The sequence below is a fragment of the Flavobacterium sp. AK-345 genome, assembly GCF_058310175.1.
In genome coordinates this window covers 263499-282292 of the sequence record NZ_JBZEER010000004.1, presented here as the reverse complement: position 1 = coordinate 282292, position 18794 = coordinate 263499, and the positions used below count along the sequence as shown (strand labels likewise).

Below are 18794 nucleotides of genomic sequence, written 5' to 3'. Positions count from 1 at the left end.
GTTGAAGTTTAGACTTTGACAAAGGTTTTAAAGCTTTAAATAAAGATGAAAAAAGATATAACAATCCCCGAAGTAGAAAACGTATTTCTAGCCGCCGTTCAGGAATGGAGCGACGATTTTATGGAGAAAGTGTGGTACGCTTATCTTGTAAACGATAGCGACTTTAATTTAGACAGCGTTATGGTAGTTTCAAAAGCATTTGGAACTATCGATGGCGAAATGAAAAAAACATCTGTTTTACGCCACGCTTTTGTTGAAGTTCCGGCAGTTTCTGTAGTAAAAATTGAAATGATCGAAAAAAGCCTTTTGGTTTTAAACAATGAATTCATGGTCACTTTCTTCATCGGAAATACTTTATACGACAAGAAATTCATCTTCAAATCTAACCTAATCAGCGAAAATAATACGGAAGAAGTGCCGATTTTGTTTGTTGAGGGAGTTATGGTGAAGTAAGAGACAAGAGGAAAGAATCAAGAGAATAGACTTTCTCATATTGAACATAAAAAAAGAGTCAAGACGAAATTAATTAGTCTTGACTCTTTTTTATTCTCTATTCACTAAATCTTTCCTCTTGTCTCTTGCTTCTTCTTCTAAAAAAGACTAATCCAAAGACTCAGTCAGTTTCTTAAACACAGACTTAGCATCTTTTCCTTCGTATAAAATGCTGTAAACGGCGTCGATAATAGGCGTTTTGGCACCGTAACCCTGATTTAGTTTATAAGCACTTTTGGTGGCGTAATAACCTTCGGCAACCATGCTCATTTCCATCATCGCACTTTTTACGGTGTAGCCTTTTCCAATCATGTTTCCGAACATTCTGTTTCTGGAGAATACGGAATATCCTGTGACCAATAAATCGCCTAAATAAGCCGAATCATTGATGTTACGTTTCATTTTATGTACTTTTCTGATGAATTTCTTCATCTCACGAATTCCGTTACTCATCATTACTGATTGGAAATTATCTCCATAACCTAAACCATGTGCAATTCCGGCTGCGATTGCATAAATATTCTTCAACATCGCCGCATATTCAGTTCCGATGATATCGTCTGAGATTTTGGCTTTAATATAATTTCCTGATAAAGATTTTGCTACAATGCTGGCTTTGTCCGGATCGCCACAAGCAATGGTTAAGTACGAAAGTCTTTCCAACGCTACTTCTTCTGCGTGACAAGGACCTGTAATAACCCCAATATTGTAATAAGGAATGTCGTATTGAATATGAAAATGTTCTCCAACAATTAAACTCGTTTCAGGAACGATTCCTTTAATAGCTGAAAAGATTATTTTATCTGTTAAAGAAACAGTCAGATTTTTTAATTCAGCATCTAAAAAAGCAGACGGAATAGCAAAAATTACATAATCTGCATATTCAACTGCTTCGTTTATATTGTTGGTTAATTTAAGTTTAGTAGTGTCAAATTCGACTGAACTTAAATAGTTTGGATTGTGTTTGTATTTTTGAATGTGCTCTATTGCAGCATCATTACGCATATACCAAGCTATTTCTGAAAGATTTACGCATAACATCTTAGCAATTGCCGTTGCCCAACTCCCTCCTCCAATTACTGCAAACTTTAATTTTTCGCTCATTATTTTAATAATTTAAAGCAAAAGTACTTAATAATGTAGTAATAATACAAAATCTGATTTAAGAAATTTAAAAACAAGGTCTGTAAACAATGGTTTTCAGCTAGTTCTAAATAATTATCAAAAATATTTTATGCTTTACACAATAATAATTTAATAGTTGCGTTATAACTCTTTATAAATTAGAATTTTAATGAGTTTAGCAAAAATTGAGTTAGTTAGTTTTGTTTTAGTATTTTAAAAAGGCGTTCCTAAATATTTTAAGAACGCCTTTTTTTCTAAAATTCCAAATTTTTTAAATTCCAAATTCCAATTGCTTCAAACTAAATGTTTAAGCTTCAAATAAAAAAATCCAAATCCCAAGTACGATAAGTATTGGAATTTGGAATTTAAAAATTTTGGAATTTTATTCCTTAGTAGCTAAGCTCAACAATCGATTTTACTTTATCTAAAGTTACCAATTGGTTTTCGCCAAGACCTTTCCAGCCTCTTTCATCAAAACGTTTTACAATAAAATCTGCTGTATTGGTGTAATCATCTGTATATTGAGATAATTTAGTATCCATTCCCATGGTGTGGAAAAATTCAACTGTTTTGTTGATTGCTTCTTTTGCCACTTCATCATCAGAACCTATTAGGTTGAAGATTCTTCTTCCGTATTGTGCTAGTTTTCCTTTTTTAGTTTCGAACATTACCGTGTATAAACTTGGGCCAATAATAGCTAAAGTTCTGGCATGGTCTATATCATATAAAGCTGTTAATTCGTGGCCAATCATGTGTGTTGCCCAGTCAGAAGGAACTCCTTTTTGAATCAATCCGTTTAAAGCCATTGTACAGCTCCACATAAAATTCGAAGCCAAAGCATAATCCGTTGGGTTTTCTACAACTTTAGGACCAACTTCAATTAACGTTTGTAAAATTCCTTCGGCAATTCTGTCTTGTAAAAAACCTTCGTGCGGGTACGTTAAATATTGTTCCATTACGTGGGTATAAGCATCTACAACACCGTTTTGCAATTGTCTTTTTGGCAACGATTCAATAACTGTTGGATCACAAATAGAGAATTTAGGAAACAAAGCACTTCCGCCCGAAGCTAATTTTTCCTGAGTTGCTTTAATGGTTACGACATATCCGGAATTCATTTCGCTTCCCGTTGCAGGCAATGTCAAAATAGTTCCAAAAGGCACCGCATTTTCTTTAATCAGCAAACGTTTTTGTAAAATATCAATTGGGTTTCCGTCAAAATTTACGGCTGCCGAAATAAATTTCACACCATCAATAACAGATCCGCCGCCAACAGCCAGAATAAAATCTATTTTTTCAGCTTTGATAATTTCAACGGCTTTCATCAACGTTTCAAAATGCGGATTTGGCTCAATTCCTCCAAATTCAACAATTTCAAAACCTTTTAAATTTTTGATTACTTGTTCGTGAATTCCGTTTTTAAAAATACTTCCACCGCCGTAAGCCAAAAGAATTTTAGCATCTTTTGGAACTAAAGTCGAAAGTTTTTCAATTTGTCCTTTTCCGAAAATTAAATTCGTCGGATTATATAATTCAAAGTTTAGCATTTTTTTTTTGAGTTTCTGAGATGCTAAGTTGCTAAGGTTCTAAGTTTTTTAATCTTAGCAACGTAGATCTTTTATTAATAATTTCTGATATACTAAGGTTCTAAGTTTTTTAAAGATTTCCAAAATCTTAGTAACTTAGAACCTTAGTCCCTAGCATCTTATTTTAATTTTTCCAATAATTTACCAGCGACCAATTTAGACGAAGCCGGGTTTTGTCCTGTAATTAAAAGACCATCTTCTACAGAATAAGGAGCCCAATTTGGACCTTTTGAGAATTTTGCTCCATTTTGAGTTAAAGCATCTTCTAATAAAAACGGAACCACTTTGGTTAAACCAACAGCTTCTTCCTCTTCATTGGTAAAACCGGTTACTTTTTTACCTTTCACTAAAAATTCACCATTTACTTTTACGTTTTTCAAAACGGCTGGAGCGTGACAAACAAAAGCTACTGGTTTTTTATGCGTGTAAAAAGATTCAATTAATGCAATTGAGCTTTTATCTTCAACTAAATCCCAAAGCGGACCGTGACCTCCAGGATAAAAAACAGCATCATAATCTTTTTGATTTATTGTCGAAAGTTTATGCGTATTTTTTAATTTTTCCTGTAATGTTTTATCAGCATCAAAACGTTTGGTGTCTTCTGTTGCTGATGATGGATCTGCACTTTTTGGGTCAATTGGCGGCTGGCCTCCAAGTGGTGATGCGATGGTAATTTCTACACCTTTATCTAATAGTTCATAATAAGGAGCCGCAAATTCTTCTGACCAGAATCCGGTTTTTTCTCCCGTATTGCCCAGTTTATCATTACTGGTCACAACAAATAATACTTTTTTCATCTTTTTTGTTTTTTGAGCTGTTGCCGAAAAGCCAGCTGTTAATACGATTATTGCGATTAATGCGATTTTTTTCATGTCTTATTATCAATGTTTAAATTTTGATCAAATTTACACCTTATGTGATATTAGTAAAAATAAAATAAACTATGTTTGTTATAAATAAAGTTATATCATGGTAAATTTGGAATGGTACAGAACTTTTAAGTCTGTATATAAAAATGGAAATTTTTCTGTCGCTTCAAAAGAGTTGTTTATGAGCCAACCCGCGGTTAGTCAGCAAATAGCTATGTTAGAAGCGCATGTAGGTTATAAATTATTTAACCGAAAATCTAAAGGCGTAGAACCAACAGAGTACGCTAAGTTACTGAATAATTTAATTATTGACGCGCTCGATAGATTAGAAACTGTTGAAAACGGATTCAGGGCAAAAGCAGAAGATTCTGTTCGCTTGATTTCTGTTGGTGTTTCAAAAGATTTATTCAACAGCTGCGGAAGTATTTTGATCTCCAAATTTGATTTTATTGATTTTACTTTTGCCGAAGATGATGCCCTTTTTGTACTTGTCGATGCCAAGAAACTCGATTTTGCCATTACAACAAAAAGATATGATACGTTTGATACCATTTACGAAATCGTAGGTAAAATTAAACTGATCATGGTGGCGCCAATGAATTTAAATATCGAAGAATTCCGCCAGAAACTAAAAGCAGATAATTATACCGAAACAGAAAAATGGCTTAACAACCAAAAATGGTACAGTCATGATGCAAGAATTCCGCATATCAAATTATTCTGGCTGCATGCTTTCAGTAAAAAAAGGCCTTCTATGGTGCCTAATTATATTATTCCTTCAGAATCTGAAATGCTGGAAATGCTGTCCAAAAATTCGGGACTTGCGATAACCTGGAATTGTAATGCGAGAAAATATATTAAAGAAAACAAATTACAGCTGGTATGGAATAGTTTTCACGTTCCTGAGGAATTTGTATACTTATTGACCGCTAAAAACAATAATTTGAATTCTTTTTTTGAAGCTATTTCTAAAGAATTAAAATTATTTCTGGGCAATAGGTTGTAATTTTTTTCGCCACGAATTATTTTTTTTCGCCACGAATTTCACGAATTGACACGAATTTTTTGTTCAATATGAAATCAAAAACGAATTCGTGAAAATTCGTGAAATTCGTGGCAAACTTCTTCGCAAGCATAAAAAACACTACAGATTAAAATTCGTGGCAAACTTTTTCGTTTTAGTATAACAACGGGAAACTTCAATAGTTATATTTGTTGTTAATGTGTTTGAGTTATGGAAAATTTTCAAAATATTAGAATCGCAGTTGATGCCATTGTTTTTGGATATAAAAACAACAGTTTATATGTGCTTTTAATAGAACAAAAATTTGGTACTGCCGAAAAATACTGGGCGCTTCCGGGCGGTTTGGTAAAAAATGACGAATCGTTGAGCAACGCTGTAATCAGGGAGTTGCATGAAGAAACCAATGTGCAATTAAAGTTTATGGAACAGCTTTACACCTTTGGAGATGATATTTTCAGGGATTCCAGAAACCGTGTTATTTCTGTTGCTTATTATGCTTTGGTTGATGCTTCAAATCTTGAAATTAAAGCAGATACAGATGCCGATAAAGTACAATGGTACAAAATAGACGAAATTCCTTCTTTGGCATTCGACCATAATTTAATTATCAAAAAAGCGATTTCAAGATTAAAGGCCAAACTTACTTACGAGCCTGTTGGGTTTGATTTACTTCCCGAAGAATTCTTGTTTTCGGATCTTGAAAATTTGTATTGCACGATTTTAGAAAAAGAAATTGACCGACGAAACTTCAGAAAAAAGATATTGAGTTACGGATTTTTAGAAGAAACAGACAAATTTTCGCCCATAAAAAGCGGTCGCCCGGCAAAATTATTTAAGTTCAATAAATTGAAATATAATGATTTGATAGAAAGAGGCTTCCATTTTGAAATAAAATTTGCTTAAACTAAATATAATGATCAAACCATTTCCATTCCATTCTGATTTAAGAGATTATTTTAAAAAGCAAGACAAAACCTGGTCTTGGTTTTCTGAAGAAAAAGTAAAAGCAGAACAACAAGAAGCCTTTAAAACCGATTTATTAAAAAATTCTTATCGGATTGATCCCAATACAGAACCAAAGGTTTACGAAATTTTAAATACGGCAAAAGACAAATTGGGAATTCTGGTTCCCATCACGATTTATCAGTCGCAAAGTGTGGATAATAATGCCGGAGTTGTTTTTTTTGAAAATGAAGCCCACATTATTTTATCAGGAACGATTTTAAAATTGCTAAACGAAGACGAATTACTGGTTTTGTTCGGACATGAATTATCGCATATTTTGTTGTTTAATCTGGAAAATGGCGATTTTGAAATCACAAACAGAATCATCAATACGATTGCGAGCGACGGCAACAGCGAATTGTTTTATTACGAAACCGCCAGATTGTATCAGCTTTATACCGAATTATATTGTGATTTAGGTGCTTTAAAAGTCAGTGGAAGTCTGGAAACTACAATTCAGACATTAGTAAAATTAAATACCGGTTTAGAAAAAGTTTCAGCGGAAAGTTATCTGAAACAAGCCAATGAAATTCTGGAAAGAATAGAAAAAGGTTCTGACGGAGAAACACATCCGGAGAATTTTATCAGAGCCAAATCTCTGGAAATTTTCGAAAATGACAATGCCAATTTTTATTCGAAAGTAGAAAAGATTATTTCCGGAAAAACAGATTTGCATCAACTCAATTTATTTAATAAAAAGCTGGTTTTTGATATTACAAAAGAATTAATCTCGATTATTTTAAAACCAAAATGGACGCAATCTGAATATTGTAACGCGCTTTACAAACAATATTTTTCGAATTCAGATAAAAAAACCGACGCCTTTATTGACGATGCCTTCAAACTGAAAATAGAAAACAGCAAGAAAAACTTAAAAGAATATTATGCTTACGTAATGCTCGATTTTGCGTTGTGCGATCCGGATTTGAAAGAAGCATTTATTGGGCATATTCTGGATATTTCGGAACAATTAAGTTTAGAAGAAGAAATGAAAACCATTCTCAAAAAAGAATTGAATCTAACCGAGAAAACCTATAAAGCCTTTGCTCAAAACTGCACGACTACCTTAAATACTATTTTAGAATCTGACCTGGAAAATACTTATTAAGATGATTACACCCATTAAGGAATCCGCTTTTTATCAATTTATTACCGAAAACTTTCAAAAAGGAGTATTTGCCAACGATGATATTATTGCCATAATAATGCCTTTGTTAAAAACAGTTGCAACTATTCATAATCAGGGAAAAGTGGCATCGCTGCAGGATATTTCGACGATTTATATCGAAAATCAACATTTTCATATTTTGGATAATGTTTTCGAAATACAAGATAATTCGAAAGTAATTTCGGCATTCTTTAAAAGTAGAAGCAGAGCTTTTGAAATTTCTGGCGAACATTTTAATACAACCGAAATTGGAGAAAATGTAAAAAGAGAATACAGTGATAAAAGTGTTTCTGAAGATGATTTAGAAGATTCTAAAAAACCGGTTTATGTAAAAGATTACAGCTCTTTCGAATTTGAGTTTGACCATCATGATCCGTTGACAGATATTTTTGTTTTGGGAATGATTCTGGCGAGTATCGCTTTGCAATTTGATTTTACAGATATTGAAGATGTAAAACGTTTTGTAGAATATCGCAAGAAAATGTACTTCCTGAACAGCAAAATAAATCCTGCAATTGCCAATATTATTTTGGGAATGACGGAATTGAATCGTGAAAATCGTTGGAAGGATTTAAACGAAATTGTAGAAAAACTCCAGAATTACAGAGATTATAATCCTGAAACCGAATATGATTTATCACATTTAATCGACGCAAAAGTTCAGAATAAAAATCAGTTTATTCACGAGAAACTTAGAAACCGATTATTTGATAACAGCAAACGAAATCGGCTTTTGTATTTTCAGCCAAATTTAAAATTCCTGAATCTTACCGTTTCGTCTGTTCCGCAAGCGTTGAATTATGAGAATATCGATCCCAATGCTATTTTTTACTGGAATGCTGAAATCTCTAAAAAAATCAGCAATACCAGTACGATTTCGCTCAACAAATATTTAGAATTTCAAGACAATACGTATATCGTTCCCACGCTCGATAAAATTCGTTTAGAAGCCAATAAAGACATTAACGAATACGGATTTAGTCAATTAAAACTTGTTTTGTGCAACCTTAATTGGTTCAATACCAAAGAAGATAGTTCAGAAAAAATAGTTTCGCCTTTGCTTTTGGCATCGGTTACGCTAACAAAGAAAAAAGGCGTAAAAGACGATTATACACTGGAATTTCTGGATTCTGAAGTGGAGATAAACCCTGTTTTGGCCAATATGCTAAAAGATTTATATGATATTCGTTTGCCTGAAAGAATTCAGCTTTCGGAAACTAAAATTGAAGAAATCTATGAATTATTAAGAATTCAAGTCGAGAAAAATGGTTCGGGAATTGTTCTGGATTATATTGAGAAACCAAAAATAAAACTGATTCATTCGCAGGCAAAACAAATCCTGACGCAGTTTAATAAACGCTCAAAAAAACGAGAAGCGATTCAGGATCAAAGAAGCCTGAATTATTCTTATAAACCCGAAAATTATCAGCCTTATGGTTTAGAGTTGTTTCGAAATTATGTTTTCAAACAGGCTTCATCTCTGGAATATCTGATTAACAGCGACATCAAACAGAATCCTCATTTTTTTAATGAAAATAAAACCATCGAAAGAGAATTTTATCAGCTTGATGAAGGCGACGTAAATCCTTTTCGTTGGGAATTTGATACGTGCAATTTAATTTTAGGCAATTTTAATTATAAAAAAATGTCTCTGGTTCGCGATTACAATCAGGTGATAGAAAATGACGTTGAGAATAATGTTTTCAAGAGTTTGTTTAATTCATTGGCACAAAAAGATTTTAAGAATGAAATAGAATCCGGAAACAGTTTTACCAAAACATTTAATGTTGTGGCGAGCGATCCTACGCAAAACAATGCCGTAAAATATTCAGAATCTGGAGAAAGCTATATTATACAAGGTCCGCCGGGAACAGGAAAATCGCAAACCATTGCCAATTTAATTGCCAATTATGTGGCCAATGATAAAAAGGTTTTATTCGTTTGCGAAAAACGCGCGGCACTTGATGTCGTTTTTTACCGACTTAAGAATCAGGGATTAGACGATTTATGCTGTTTAATTCATGATTCGCAGGCCGATAAAAAAGAGTTTATTTTTGATCTGAAACAAACTTTCAATGACTTTACAGCTTCCAAAAATAATTTTGAAGCCATAGCAAAAACGCGAAATAAACTCGTTGAGAAAATTGATGCTGAAATTAATAAAGTGGCAATTTTTCATGAATTTATGAATGCCCGAATTGATGCTGAAACCAATCTTACGATCAAATCGATTTTTGATGTTTTGATTTCGAATTCACACAAAGCATTATTAGACAATTTAAACACGCTCGACGACAGAGCAGGATTAGAAGACTGGAACAAAAACCACGAATTATTCGAGAAATTATTTGCGATAAATCTCGAAACCAATCAGTCTGAGTTTTTCTCTGTGCATCCGTTCCGCTTTTTAAAAATGGATGCGTTTCGTAAATACCAGCATATTTCGGATTTAAAAAAGGACTTAGAAAACAGTCAGGAATTATTAGAAAATATTTCAGAACGACTGGATTTTGTTTCGATTCCGCCAAAAATTGATACGTTTTTTGAGATTCATAAATTCCTTCGAAAAGCAATTGGGACTTTTATTTATTTTGATAATAATGTGCCGGAATTATTAGAGCCAAACAGCGCACTTTTTAGATCGCTGGAAAAAGATGTTCAGACTTTATTGAAGTTACGATCTGATATCGAAAAACTGGCAAAACAATATCCGTATTGGACCAACACAATATCTGAAACCGAAGCTAAAACGGCTTTGGAAATCATCAGAAAAAATGAAAACAGCTTTTTTAATTTTATAAGTTCTGATTTTAAAAAGACAAAAAATGAAATTCTTGCCGTTTATGATCTCAATAAACATGCTGTAAAACCAAGTTTGTCTGTTGTTTTAGAAAATTATATTGCACAATTTGAGCTTGAAGAGAAATTCAATACTTTAAAAAGTGATTTTGAAAGTAATTACAATCTTGGCGATTTATTCGAATTAAAATACCATACCGAAACGCTTAAAAAAGAATTAGATGCCACGATTCTGGATTTTGCCAAAAACCTGAATGCAGAAGAAAGAAAAGAAGTTTCGGAAATTAAGAATCTGTTTTTAAAAGTAAATTCGTCTTTGTGCGACAGTATCGAAAACTATGAGAATTTAAGTTTATCGACCATTGAAAACGAAATTACAGCGATCAATACCAAGAAAGCTTATTTTGACTTGTACGCTTCTTTTTTTGATGAAATACAAGACGTAAATCCATCGGTTATTCAATTATTGAAAGGAACTAAAATTCCGCTCGATCATTTAAAAATTACTTTGGCAGAAAGATCGTTAGAAAAATATTATGCGATTAATTACACGCATAAAAAATTCAACATGGATTTGCTGCATACTTCTATCGAAAAAGTAAAAAGAATGTATGCTGATTTATTAGAACTCAACGGAAAATACATCATTGCAAAACAAGTCAGCAATTTAAAAGAACTGATTTTAACGTCTGAAATGTCGGTTTCCGGAATGACATCGGAACAAAAAGAAAGCAAAAGATCGATTACTGAAGGAAGAAAAATTCTGGAAAATGAATTCAGCAAAAGCATTCGATTTAAATCGATTCGCGAATTGGCGTCTTCAGATTCCGGACAGATTATCCGAGAAATAAAACCCGTTTGGTTAATGAGTCCGTTGAGCGTTTCAGATACTTTACCGGTTGATGAAAACTATTTTGATGTTGTCATTTTTGATGAAGCGAGTCAGATTACGCTCGAAGAAGGACTTGTGCCAATATATCGAGCCAAACAAACCATTATCGTTGGAGATGAAATGCAAATGCCGCCAAGTAATTTCTTCGGAAGTTCCTCTGGAAATCAGGACGATTTATGGACGGACGCCACAGAGGATGATGATGATTATTTCTCTTTAGATGCCGATAGTTTCCTGACACAGGGCGCGCGCAAATTTCCGTCGATTATGTTGGGCTGGCATTACCGTAGTAAACATGAAGCTTTGATTGGTTTTTCGAATGCTTCATTCTACGATAGTAAATTGTTGACCATACCGGATTTAAAAGATCACAGCAAAGTGGGCGAAGCGATTGTTGTGAATGATGTAAAAGAGGCGAAAAACAATCTGGATCATTTGTTTTCTAAACCAATATCCTATCATTATATTCAAAAAGGAGTTTATAATGCACGCTCCAATACTTTGGAAGCGCAATATATTGCCAATATGGTTCGCGAACTTTTAATTCAGAATAAAGAACAAAGTATTGGGATTGTTGCTTTTTCGATGGAACAGCAAAACGAAATCGAAACGGCAATCGAAAATATTTGTATCGAAGATAAAGTTTTTGAAAACCTGATTGAAGAAGAATACAAACGTATTGAAAACAATCAGTTTGTTGGGCTTTTTGTGAAAAACCTCGAAAATGTGCAGGGAGACGAACGCGACATTATTATTATGAGTACGTGTTACGGTTATAACCCAACGGGAAAAATGCTGATGAATTTTGGACCAATCAACAAGCGCGGCGGAGAAAAACGCTTGAACGTAATTTTCTCCAGAGCCAAGAAAAGTATGTGCGTCGTGAGTTCTATAAAATATACCGACATTAAAAACGAATACAACGAAGGTGCAAATTACTTTAGAAAATACCTTCAATATGCTGAATTGATTAGTTTGGGACAATTGGAAGCGGCAAATAATGTTCTGAATTCGATAAATAGTAAAAACAAAATTGAAACGTCGAGTTTAATCGCCAATCAAATTCAGGCAGAAGTGGAGAAAATGGGCTACTTCGCTACACAAAATATTGGGCAAAGTAAATTTAAATGCCATTTAGGAATCAAGAAAGCGGCAGAAGATGAAGAGTTTGTTTTAGGAATTATGATTGACGATGATCTTCATTATGCGAATAACGATATTTTGGAACAATATCTTTTGAGACCGGAAATCCTGAAAGCCAACGGCTGGACGGTTTGCCAGATTTATTCGAAAGACTGGATTGAAAACAAACCAAGAGTTTTAAAAATGATTGGGGCAGCGTTGCACAATCAGTCGTTTTTTGATGATGTAGAAATGGAAGAAACGACTATCGAAATCGAAAATAATGCCTCAGAAAATAATCCTGAATCAGTAACTAACGCGAATACTAATTTTGAAAGATACCTGAATACCTCAAACGGAAGTAATAAGTTTTGGGAAATTTGTACAGAAGGCAATACGATAATTGTTCAATACGGCAGAGTAGGAACCAAAGGCCAAAAAATGGTAAAAGCCTTTGACAGCGAGGATAAAGCCTTAAAAGAAAAACGAAAACTAATTGCCCAAAAAGTAGCCAAGGAATACTTTAAAGAATCTGCGGATGGTAATTAACATATATTTTTTTACCATTAAGATATTAAGTTTATTAAGCAGCATATCTTAATTTTTCTTAATCTCTTAATGGTTCAAAAAAAAACCTTTTAATCTTTGATTATAAGTGTTTTAAAGAATGTTAAATTATGTTTAGAAAATAAAAAAACATGTTTGCGTAAATTTTACACAAAATAAAATTGTTTATTAAATAATTAAATCTATATTTGCGTATAATTAACGCAAACTAAAAAACTATGATACTAAATTTAGACCCAAAATTCACTCCTGTAACGAATCAGGAAGAAATCAAATTTCAAAGTTTTACATTTTCTGGCGGAGAACCACATATTAAAATCAATCCGGATTTTGATCATAATCAGAAAGTAACAATTACACACCGATTAAATTCATTCAACGATTTGGGTTTATTGTGTATCACAGTAGATGCTTTGCGTAGAATGGATGTTAAAGTTATCGATTTGTTTATTCCGTATTTTCCGGCTGCAAGACAAGATCGTGTTATGATAAAAGGAGAATCTCTTTCTGTAAAAGTGTATGCAGATATCATCAACGGACTTCAATTGAATAAAGTTTTTGTTTTTGATGCGCACTCTGAGGTTACTCCGGCATTGGTAAACAATTGCGAAGTGATTCCGAATCATACTTTCATCAAAGAAGTTTTAAATATAATTGGAGAAAACGTAAAATTGATTTCTCCGGACGGTGGCGCTTTGAAGAAAATCTACAAAGTGTCTGAATTTTTAGGCGGCGTTGATGTTGTAGAATGCAGTAAAAGCCGTGATGTGAAAACCGGAAAATTATCTGGTTTTAAAGTGTACGAAGATGACTTAAACGGAATCGATTGTTTAATTGTAGATGACATTTGCGACGGCGGCGGAACTTTTGTTGGCTTAGCAGAAGAATTAAAAAACAAAAATGCCGGAAAATTATACTTAGCCGTAAGCCACGGAATCTTCAACAAAGGTTTTGAAGTTTTAGATTGTTTCGACAAAATATTTACAACGAATTCAGTAAAAGACTTCGAAGGCGAAAGTGTTCAAGTTATTAAATTAGATCAATTGGTCTAAATAAGAGTTTTAAGTTTCAGGTTTCAAGTTATCCAAAGCAGCTTGAAACTTGAAACCTGAAACAAAGAAAACCCCAAACAAAAAACTATAACCAAACAACTAGAAATTATGAGCGATGATTTAAAACCAAGATTTATTGAGTCTTTAAAAAGAAACAATGATCAGATAAGAGAAGACAGAGCCAAAACCATTGGTGAAGATTCTGAATTAATATACAGACGACGAGTTGAAGATATCGAACTTAAAATAAAAAGACTCGAAAGAGAGCAGGAAGGCCTTATCGATATTAGTCCGCTTGACAAGAATAGTTTGACTTTTGCCGACTTTCAACCGGAAGCGTTTGTGCAAAAAGATATGGAATTATCATTAACAATCAGAAATTTAAATATTCAGTTTGAAGTGACAAAAAAGAGATTTGAATATTTATTTGGTAAAACATTTTAATCATGGGAGGTACAAGATACGATTTAGGCGCTCGTTTGAGCAGAGCCGAAGCAGCAGGTTACGGAAAAAAATCAGCAAGTGAAATTTTCACGCAAAATTCATTGCATATGGCACATGAATCTATGAACCCGAACGGCATTACGTTTAGAGAAGCCAGAGATTCAGAAGTTCACCCAAACACAGTTCCAATTATTTTAGGATTGGATGTTACGGGAAGTATGGGACATATTCCGCATGAATTGATTAAGGATGGACTTCCGAAATTAATGGGCGGAATCATTCAGGGCGGCGTTCCGGATCCGGCACTTTTGTTTTTAGGAATTGGAGATCACGAATGCGACAGATTTCCGTTGCAGGTTGGACAATTTGAATCTGGAGATGAAGAATTGGATATGTGGTTAACGAGAACGTATATCGAAGGTGGAGGCGGAGGAAACGCTGGAGAAAGTTATCTTTTGGCGTGGTATTTTGCCGCTTTTCATACCAAAACCGATGCTTTCGAAAAAAGAGGTCAAAAAGGATTGTTGTTTACTGTTGGTGACGAGCCAAATTTACCAACACTTCCGGCATCTGCCATAAAAGAAATTATGGGTTCTGGACAGCAAACATATACGTCTCTTGAATTATTAAAAGAGGCACAAAAACGCTACGAAGTGTATCATATCAGCGTTTTACATTCTGATCAGGCCGTAAGAGCAAATGTAGCATGGAAAGAATTACTGGGACAAAATTGTTTGTCTATCGAAGATCACAAAGAAATCCCGAATGTAATCAAGAAAATCATTTGTGATAAACATAAAAATTCTGGTTTAGGAACAATACCAGTTTCTGATACAAACAATACAGGTTTAGATAATATAGAAATGCTTTAAAAACTTTGCGCCTCTGCGTCTTTGCGAGATTATTATTTTAAGTTTTTTTAATACTAGCGTGAAATTTGCTCGCAAAGTCGCGAAGACGCAAAGTTTTTTCTAAAATTTAAGTTGAAAGAACTTAAAAAATATTTTACAAAATGAAAACAGCTCAAATAGTTATAGGTTTAGGATTTGGTGATGAAGGGAAAGGAATTACAACAGATTTTCTGGCGAAGCAAAATCCTGAATCTATAGTTATTCGGTTTTCAGGCGGACAGCAAGCGGCACATACCGTAATGATTGACGGTAAAAAACACGTTCATTCGAGTTTTGCCAGCGGAGCACTTCGCGGTTTGCCTTCTTATTATGGCGAACATTGCACGATTCATCCGGTTTTTTTATTCAATGAAAAAGAAGAACTGGAAGCAAAAGGCGGCAATGTTGAACTTCATATTCATCCATTAGCCAAAATAACAACTCCGTTTGATGTTTGGCAAAACCGAAATAACGTGAGAAATCTGGATCACGGAACTTGTGGAAAAGGTGTTGGGGCCACAATGAAAAGAAATGAAGGTCAGTACAAATTGTACGCCATAGATTTAATCGCGCCAAGACAAATGCTTTTAGAGAAATTGCAAAAAATCGCTTATTACTACGGTTTTTTAAATGAAAGTGAAATCGATGCAGAAGTCGATCATTACTTGGAAATCATTGATCAAATAAAATGGAATATCAGCGATTACAGTTTTTTAGAAAAGTATGAGAATCTGATCTTTGAAGGAAGCCAGGGGATTTTACTCGACATGGATCATGGTGTTTTTCCTAATGTAACGTATGCGAATACAACTTCAAAAAATGCAGTTGAAATCTGCCAGAAATTAAAAATAGAGGATGTTGAGGTTTATTATGTTACGAGAAGTTATTCAACCCGACATGGAAGCGGCTGGATGGCAAATGAAAGAGAATTAAAATTAAAAAACAACGAAGAAGAAACCTGTGTTTACAATGATTTTCAAAGAGAATTTCGAACAGGCGAATTAGATTATGATCTTTTAAATTATAGTTTAAAGTTGGATGCAGCTTATAGTTTAAATGCAAAAAGAAATTTGGTTGTAACCTGCATGGATCAGCTAGAACAAGATTACGAATTCGAAAATTTAACAACAGAGTTTAAGGATATTTATGGATCATTTTCACCCGATTCTAAAGATTTCAAACAGATAACTTCTTTGTTTCAATAAAAGAAAAAATGAAATATAATATAGAAAATATAGATTCGGAAAATAAGTTTTTGTTTTTCTGGGGACATCAGCCCAATAAAGACGGAAGTATTTCGAAAACCTGTTTTAGTCAATGGTGGTTAAGTTCTTTTGAAGTCGATAAAGTGATTTACAAAACGGCTGAACATTGGATGATGGCCAAAAAAGCCGAATTGTTTAAGGACAATGTAGTTTTAGAAAAAATCATTAAAGCCAATTCTCCTGCGGAAGCTAAAAAGTTAGGTCGCGAAGTGAAGAATTATAATGAAACGCTTTGGTTAGCCGCCAGATTTGATATTGTAAAAGAAGGGAATTATCATAAATTCAGTCAAAATCCGGAGTTAAAAACTTTTTTACTAAACACAAAAGACAGGGTTATTGTAGAAGCAAGTCCCGTTGATGCCATTTGGGGAATAGGAATGGCTGGTGACCACAAAGATGTTATGAATCCGAAGAAATGGAAAGGCTTGAATTTGCTGGGTTTTGCTTTGATGGAAGTTAGGGATGAATTAGAATAAGTTAGAATTATGGAAGTAGAAATTCTCAAAGCTGACATTACTGAAATCCATGTTGATGCAATTGTAAACGCAGCCAATACTTCTTTGCTTGGCGGAGGTGGAGTTGACGGTGCCATTCACAGAAAAGGCGGAAAAGTAATTTTAGACGAGTGCATCCAGATTCGAAACAAACAAGGCGGATGTAAAGTTGGAGAAGCGGTTATTACAACGGCGGGTAATTTGCCTTCTAAATATGTAATTCATACTGTTGGTCCGGTTTGGAATGGAGATAAAGAAGAAAAAAAGAATTTACTTGCTGCTTGTTATCAGAACAGTTTAGAACTGGCTGTTGAAAATAACATTAAAACGATAGCTTTTCCTGGTATTAGCACAGGAATTTATCATTTTCCAAAAGATAAAGCAGGAGAAATTGCTATAAAAACAGTTCTAAATTTTGATAAAATTTCAGAAATAGAAAAAGTGATATTTGTTTGCTTTGATGATGAGAGTTATAAAATCTACAATGATTTATTAGAAAAATAGATAAAAAATGAGTTAGATTGTTCTTTAGAATTTTAAAAAAGATGGATAGATTTTGATTATTATAAGCTCCATCGGAGCATAATATTTATAGCAAAATAGATATGTATTTATGAAAAGCTCCAGCGGAGCGATACATCTTCTTGTATTTTAAATTCAAAAATATGCCACCCCGATGGGGTTCGTTTGAAATAAATTAAACTTTCTATAAATATAGCATCCCTCTGGGATTTGCATTTTACAATCTAACTCAGATAATTAAAATTAAAAATAACACAATGAAGATATTGTGTACAATACAAAATGAAAATAGAATTAAAAAAATACGATGAGCAAATTGTAGAATGGCCAAAATCAGGCTATCACATTATGGCTCAATATGACGAGGAAGAAATAATAGTGTATCAATCGTACCGAAAAGAAATTGGCGAATTTGCTGCAAAAAACCAATATTTTGGCGGAGCATTTAGTCTGGACAGAATGACATGGATCAAACCAAATTTTCTGTGGATGATGTACAGAAACGGTTGGGGAACAAAAGAAGGGCAAGAAGTCGTTTTGGCGATTCACCTTAAAATTTCGGCATTCAATACATATTTACAAAATGCGGTTTATTCGTCTTACAGCCCTTCACTCGAAATGAGTCAGGAAGAATGGAAAGAAAGTGTAAAAACATCTTCTGTAAGATTACAATGGGATCCAGATCATGATCCGTATGGGAATAAGTTGGAGCGAAGAGCGATTCAGATTGGTTTACGAGAAGATTTTATAAAGTCTTTTGCAAAAGAAGACATAGTGTTGATCGAAGATATTTCTGAATTTGTAAAAGAACAATACGAATTTGTTCAGAATAAAGAATTAGAAAAACTGATGGTTCCTGCTGAAAAACCTTTCCTTTTTAAAGATGAGGAACTGAATAAAAAATTAAAAATCTCTGGAAATCATGAATGAGAAAATAACAAAAGATGTGAGTAAGTTCCTGAGTTTGATACTTAGACACTCACCAGAAAAGATTGGATTAAAATTAGACGAAAACGGTTGGGCAGATGTTGAGGAATTGATTACAAAATGTAATAAGAAAGGAAAAACATTAAATTCAGAACTTTTGGATTATGTAGTAGAAAATAATGATAAAAAACGTTTTGCTTTTAATGAAGATAAAACAAAAATCAGAGCAAGTCAGGGACATTCCATTTCCGTTGAATTAGATTTAGCAGAAACAGAACCTTCGGAATATTTATATCACGGAACTGTTGCAAAGTTTTTGGAAAGCATTAAAAAAGAAGGTTTGCAAAAAATGAGCCGTCAGCATGTGCATCTTTCAAAAGATCTTGAAACGGCAATAAAAGTAGGCAGCCGAAGAGGAGCTGCTCAAATTTTGACCATTAGAAGCGGCGAAATGCATAAAGATGGATTTAAATTTTATTTGTCTGAAAATAATGTTTGGTTGACAGATGAGGTTCCGGCGAAATACATAGAATTTAAATCATAAACAGAAT

16 protein-coding genes are annotated in these 18794 nt (G+C 33.6%); 13 read left to right on the top strand and 3 right to left on the bottom strand.

Features of this window, described 5'->3' with window-relative positions:
• The first annotated feature begins 45 nt into the window (after positions 1–45).
• A complete protein-coding gene (locus AC4FQ3_RS10390; RefSeq protein WP_042562934.1) occupies positions 46–453 on the top strand; it encodes a hypothetical protein in 408 nt (135 codons plus the stop codon).
• Between the two features lie 147 nt (positions 454–600).
• Here the strand turns inward: AC4FQ3_RS10390 and AC4FQ3_RS10385 are convergent, their stop codons facing one another.
• From AC4FQ3_RS10385 to AC4FQ3_RS10375, 3 genes are all read right to left on the bottom strand, one after another.
• Positions 601–1596 (bottom strand): NAD(P)H-dependent glycerol-3-phosphate dehydrogenase, encoded by a 996-nt coding sequence (locus AC4FQ3_RS10385; protein WP_042562933.1) that lies wholly within the window; start codon positions 1594–1596, stop codon positions 601–603.
• Positions 1597–2006: 410 nt separating this feature from the next.
• Positions 2007–3164 carry an iron-containing alcohol dehydrogenase gene (locus AC4FQ3_RS10380; RefSeq protein ID WP_491181800.1) on the bottom strand — a complete coding sequence of 386 codons (1158 nt, stop codon included), beginning with the start codon at positions 3162–3164 and terminating at the stop codon, positions 2007–2009.
• A 158-nt stretch (positions 3165–3322) separates the two neighbouring features.
• Positions 3323–4075 (bottom strand): type 1 glutamine amidotransferase domain-containing protein, encoded by a 753-nt coding sequence (locus AC4FQ3_RS10375; protein WP_042562931.1) that lies wholly within the window; start codon positions 4073–4075, stop codon positions 3323–3325.
• 97 nt (positions 4076–4172) lie between these two features.
• On the opposite strand from AC4FQ3_RS10375, the gene AC4FQ3_RS10370 reads away from it, so the two are divergent.
• The 12 genes from AC4FQ3_RS10370 to AC4FQ3_RS10315 all read left to right on the top strand — a co-directional run bounded on the left by AC4FQ3_RS10370 (position 4173) and on the right by AC4FQ3_RS10315 (position 18787).
• Positions 4173–5078, top strand: coding sequence for a LysR family transcriptional regulator (locus AC4FQ3_RS10370; protein WP_491181799.1), 906 nt, complete (start codon positions 4173–4175; stop codon positions 5076–5078).
• Between the two features lie 228 nt (positions 5079–5306).
• Positions 5307–5999 carry an NUDIX hydrolase gene (locus AC4FQ3_RS10365; RefSeq protein ID WP_491181798.1) on the top strand — a complete coding sequence of 231 codons (693 nt, stop codon included), beginning with the start codon at positions 5307–5309 and terminating at the stop codon, positions 5997–5999.
• 10 nt (positions 6000–6009) lie between these two features.
• Positions 6010–7209 (top strand): M48 family metalloprotease, encoded by a 1200-nt coding sequence (locus AC4FQ3_RS10360; protein WP_491181797.1) that lies wholly within the window; start codon positions 6010–6012, stop codon positions 7207–7209.
• 1 nt (position 7210) lies between these two features.
• Positions 7211–12631 carry an AAA domain-containing protein gene (locus tag AC4FQ3_RS10355; protein ID WP_491181796.1) on the top strand — a complete coding sequence of 1807 codons (5421 nt, stop codon included), beginning with the start codon at positions 7211–7213 and terminating at the stop codon, positions 12629–12631.
• A gap of 236 nt (positions 12632–12867) precedes the next feature.
• Positions 12868–13701: a ribose-phosphate diphosphokinase gene (prs, locus tag AC4FQ3_RS10350; RefSeq protein WP_491181795.1), complete on the top strand. Its 834-nt coding sequence runs from the start codon at positions 12868–12870 to the stop codon at positions 13699–13701.
• Positions 13702–13809: 108 nt separating this feature from the next.
• Positions 13810–14145: a hypothetical protein gene (locus AC4FQ3_RS10345; RefSeq protein WP_031455095.1), complete on the top strand. Its 336-nt coding sequence runs from the start codon at positions 13810–13812 to the stop codon at positions 14143–14145.
• A 2-nt stretch (positions 14146–14147) separates the two neighbouring features.
• Positions 14148–15017 (top strand): hypothetical protein, encoded by an 870-nt coding sequence (locus AC4FQ3_RS10340; protein WP_491181794.1) that lies wholly within the window; start codon positions 14148–14150, stop codon positions 15015–15017.
• Between the two features lie 140 nt (positions 15018–15157).
• On the top strand, positions 15158–16240 hold the full coding sequence (locus AC4FQ3_RS10335) for an adenylosuccinate synthetase (RefSeq protein WP_491181793.1): 1083 nt from the start codon (positions 15158–15160) through the stop codon (positions 16238–16240).
• A gap of 8 nt (positions 16241–16248) precedes the next feature.
• Positions 16249–16776 carry a riboflavin biosynthesis intermediates N-glycosidase gene (gene ybiA / locus AC4FQ3_RS10330; RefSeq protein WP_491181792.1) on the top strand — a complete coding sequence of 176 codons (528 nt, stop codon included), beginning with the start codon at positions 16249–16251 and terminating at the stop codon, positions 16774–16776.
• 9 nt (positions 16777–16785) lie between these two features.
• Complete coding sequence (locus tag AC4FQ3_RS10325; protein ID WP_491181791.1) at positions 16786–17298, top strand: O-acetyl-ADP-ribose deacetylase; 513 nt, start codon at positions 16786–16788, stop codon at positions 17296–17298.
• Positions 17299–17598: 300 nt separating this feature from the next.
• Positions 17599–18246, top strand: a complete 648-nt coding sequence (locus AC4FQ3_RS10320) for a DUF4291 domain-containing protein (protein WP_491181790.1) — start codon at positions 17599–17601, stop codon at positions 18244–18246.
• Positions 18239–18787: an RNA 2'-phosphotransferase gene (locus AC4FQ3_RS10315; protein WP_491181789.1), complete on the top strand. Its 549-nt coding sequence runs from the start codon at positions 18239–18241 to the stop codon at positions 18785–18787. Before AC4FQ3_RS10320 ends, AC4FQ3_RS10315 begins: the two co-directional genes overlap by 8 nt.
• The last annotated feature ends 7 nt before the right edge of the window (positions 18788–18794 follow it).